General features: G+C 72.2%; 5 protein-coding genes. 2 read left to right on the forward strand and 3 right to left on the reverse strand.

The features are described from left to right. Positions 1-199, reverse strand: a 199-nt coding sequence (locus EAD98_RS30625; RefSeq protein ID WP_199723186.1) for a hypothetical protein, incomplete at its 3' end; no start/stop codon positions are given. Between the two features lie 288 nt (positions 200-487). On the opposite strand from EAD98_RS30625, the gene EAD98_RS00585 reads away from it, so the two are divergent. Together EAD98_RS00585 and gndA are read left to right on the forward strand one after the other, a co-directional pair. Then, the gene (locus EAD98_RS00585; protein WP_121652148.1) at positions 488-784 is read left to right on the forward strand and encodes an MTH1187 family thiamine-binding protein; all 297 of its coding nucleotides are present in this window, start codon (positions 488-490) and stop codon (positions 782-784) included. A 103-nt stretch (positions 785-887) separates the two neighbouring features. Next, complete coding sequence (gene gndA / locus EAD98_RS00590; RefSeq protein WP_121652149.1) at positions 888-2,330, forward strand: NADP-dependent phosphogluconate dehydrogenase; 1,443 nt, start codon at positions 888-890, stop codon at positions 2,328-2,330. A gap of 42 nt (positions 2,331-2,372) precedes the next feature. On the opposite strand, the gene EAD98_RS00595 is transcribed toward gndA, so the two are convergent. Both EAD98_RS00595 and EAD98_RS00600 read right to left on the reverse strand, forming a co-directional pair. Next, a complete protein-coding gene (locus EAD98_RS00595) occupies positions 2,373-3,140 on the reverse strand; it encodes a pirin-like bicupin family protein (protein WP_121652150.1) in 768 nt (255 codons plus the stop codon). Further along, on the reverse strand, positions 3,137-3,364 hold the full coding sequence (locus EAD98_RS00600) for a thioredoxin reductase (RefSeq protein ID WP_121652151.1): 228 nt from the start codon (positions 3,362-3,364) through the stop codon (positions 3,137-3,139). The genes EAD98_RS00595 and EAD98_RS00600 overlap by 4 nt, the downstream gene beginning before the upstream one ends. Positions 3,365-3,422 lie beyond the last annotated feature (58 nt).

A 3,422-nucleotide genomic window follows, 5' to 3' on the forward strand; every position in this document is an offset into this window, starting at 1 on the left:
CACCCGGCAGGGCCGGCTCGACCAACGCCGCCGGCAGCGCCGGCTCAACCAGTCCCGCCGGCAGCGCCGGCTCGACCGCGAGGTCGAGGCCGGAGCGGGTCGGTCGGAGCGGACCGCGGTCGGCCGCCGGGTCGGTGCCGAGCGGCGTTGCTCCGGGGGTACGGGACGACTTCTTCTTCGGGTTGCGCCTGGCTGGCATCCGGGCCTCCTTCGGCCGATCGACGCGGCCGGCCCGCGCTCCGGCGGTCGGTCGGTTCGGCTGGTGACCGTCGCAGCGCGACAGTCGAACGGGAAGGGACTGCTCACCGGGGTCGGGCAGGGCCAGCACCGCCGCGCGGCGGGTGGGGATGCGGGACGCCCGGGAGCGCACGGACCGCGACGCGGGGCGGCGGACCGGCTCGGAGAGTGGGGCGTCAGTTACGCATGGCCGCACGCTATCGGGTGGGCGGGCACCGGCGCATCCGGTTTTCCTGACAACATCAGCGGCATGCTGATCGCGTTCTCGATTACCCCGCTCGGTGTCGGTGAGTCCGTCGGTGACCTGGTCGCCGACGCGGTACGGGTGGTCCGCGAGTCCGGCCTGCCCAACCGGACCGACGCCATGTTCACCACCGTCGAGGGCGAGTGGGACGAGGTGATGGCGGTGGTGAAGCGGGCGGTCGACGTGGTGTCCGCGCGGGCGCCCCGGGTGAGTGTCGTGCTCAAGGCCGACGTCCGGCCGGGAGTGACCGACGCGCTCACCGCGAAGGTGACGCGCGTGGAGGATCGACTGGCCCGCGGCTGAGCGCCACCGGCCGGTGACAGGCTGTCGACGAGGCGGCCCGCTCCGCCACGCACCGCGATACGGTCGCAGCACGGCAGTACGACGGTGAGAGGTGGCGGCACGGATGGCTGAGCAGGCGACGGCGCAGATCGGCGTGACCGGGCTGGCGGTGATGGGCCGCAACCTGGCCCGCAACCTGGCCCGCAACGGCTTCACCGTGGCGGTGCACAACCGTTCGCCGGAACGCACCCGCAGCCTGATTGCCGAGCACGGCGACGAGGGCACGTTCGTGCCCGGCGAGTCGATGGCCGACTTCGTGGCGTCGCTCGAGCGGCCCCGCGCGGTGATCGTGATGGTCAAGGCGGGCGCGCCCACCGACGCGGTGATCGACGAGCTGGTGCCCCTGCTCCAGGAGGGCGACATCGTCGTCGACTGCGGCAACGCCCACTTCGCCGACACCCGCCGGCGCGAGGAGGCGTTGCGCGCCCACGGTCTGCACTTCGTGGGCACCGGCGTCTCCGGCGGCGAGGAGGGCGCGCTGCTCGGGCCGAGCATCATGCCGGGCGGTTCGGCCGAGTCGTACGCCAAGCTCGGGCCGATGTTCGAGAAGATCTCCGCCCACGTGGACGGGGTGCCGTGCTGCCGGCACATCGGGCCGGACGGCGCCGGGCACTTCGTCAAGATGGTGCACAACGGCATCGAGTACGCCGACATGCAGCTCATCGCCGAGGCGTACGACCTGCTCCGGGCGGGCCTTGACGCGGAGCCGGCGGAGATCGCGGAGATCTTCCGCGACTGGAACGCCGGCGAGCTGGAGTCGTTCCTCATCGAGATCACCGCCGACGTGCTGGCGCACCGCGACGCGGCCACCGGCCAGCCCTTCGTCGACGTGGTGCTGGACCGCGCCGAGCAGAAGGGCACCGGGCGGTGGACGGTGCAGAGCGCGCTGGATCTGGGCGTACCGATCACCGGGATCGCCGAGGCGACCTTCGCCCGCTCCCTCTCCGGTCACGCCGACCAGCGGGAGGCGGCGCGCCGGGCCTTCCCGGACGCCGGAGAGAAGTGGCAGGTGTCCGATCGGGAGGCGTTCATCGAGGACGTCCGCCGGGCGCTGCTCGCCTCGAAGATCGTCGCGTACGCGCAGGGCTTCGACCACATCCGCGCCGGCAGCCAGGAGTACGACTGGGACATCGACCTCGGTGGCACGGCGACGATCTGGCGGGGTGGCTGCATCATCCGGGCCCGCTTCCTGAACCGGATCCGCGAGGCGTACGACGAGCAGCCCGAGCTGTCGACGTTGCTGGTGGCGCCGTACTTCGCAGAGGCGGTCGGCGCTGGCGTGCCGAGCTGGCGACGGGTGGTGGCCGACGCGGCCCGGGCCGGGGTGCCGACGCCGGCGTTCTCGTCGTCGCTGGCGTACTTCGACGCGCTGCGCGCCGAGCGCCTGCCGGCCGCGCTGATCCAGGGTCTGCGGGACAACTTCGGCGCGCACACCTACCAGCGTGTCGACCGCGAGGGTTCGTTCCACACCACCTGGGCGGGTGACCGCGTCGAATCCCCGGCCTGACGTCCCCTCGCCCGGCCCTCTCCCCGCCGCCGGGCGCGGGGGTCAGGCGACGGTGGCGTGCATCTCCCAGACGAGGATCTCGGCCGGCTCGTCGGCGGTGACCCGACGGCCGCCGGTCATGGTGAGCCGGGCCGCGTCACCGGTGCCGAGCGGGCCGCTGCCCTCCAGGTTGACCGTGCCGTCGGGCACGTACAGGTGCACGAAGGGCGCGTCCGGGATGGTGACCTCGTCGCCGGGGGTGAGCCGGGCGGCGTGCAGGGTGGCGTAGCGGTTGCGGATCCGGATCGCGGAAGCGCCGTCGTAGCGGTCCATTCCGGAGGCGATCGGCACCAGGCCGCCGCGCAGTAGCTCGTCCTCGATCTCCAACTGCTCGTAGCCGGGGTCGACGCCCTGCTCGTCGGGGAGCACCCACATCTGCACGAAGTGCACCGGGTCGCTGTGCGGCTCCTGGTTGTTGAGCCGCCAGGCGTCGTTCTTCTCCGAGTGCAGGATGCCGGTGCCGGCGCTCATCCGCTGAGCCAGCCCCGGGTAGATCACCCCGGAGTGCCCGGTGGAGTCCTGGTGCACGAGGGAACCGCGCAGCACCCAGGTGACGATCTCCATGTCCTCGTGCGGGTGGGTCTCGAAGCCGGCACCCGGGCGGACCACGTCGTCGTTGTTGACCAGGAGCAGACCGTGGTGGGTGTTGGCCGGGTCGTAGTGCCGGGAGAACGAGAAGGAGTGCTTGGAATCCAGCCAGGAGATCCGGGTCGCGAAACGGTCCTCGGCCCGGCGTACGTCGACCGACGGGGCCGGCGCGGTCGTGGTCACCAGGCACGCTGCGCGGTGTCGGCGGACGACGGCGCCCAGGTCAGGGCCGGGTCTCCGGTGGCCAGTTCGGCGATCTCGCCGGTACGCACCTGCGGGGTGTGGCCGAACTCGGCGCAGTGCTGCTCGGCGATCTCCGCGCAGATCTCGGCCACCTGCTCGCAGATCGGGTCACCCAGATCGGCCGCGTTCAACGCCATGATCATCTTGTACCGGAGATCCCGCATGTCGCACCCCCTATAGCCGTGACCACGCCACCCTCGGACCCTACCCGCCCCCATCCCC

The organism is Micromonospora sp. CV4 (assembly GCF_003667455.1).
Lineage (GTDB): Bacteria > Actinomycetota > Actinomycetes > Mycobacteriales > Micromonosporaceae > Micromonospora.

What these genes read in the sequence shown, in the direction of transcription:
- gndA (WP_121652149.1), top strand. Translation starts at nt 888, where the DNA reads ATGGCTGAGCAGGCGACGGCGCAGATCGGCGTGACCGGGCTGGCGGTG.
- EAD98_RS00600 (WP_121652151.1), bottom strand. Translation starts at nt 3,364, where the DNA reads ATGCGGGATCTCCGGTACAAGATGATCATGGCGTTGAACGCGGCCGAT.
- EAD98_RS00585 (WP_121652148.1), top strand. Translation starts at nt 488, where the DNA reads ATGCTGATCGCGTTCTCGATTACCCCGCTCGGTGTCGGTGAGTCCGTC.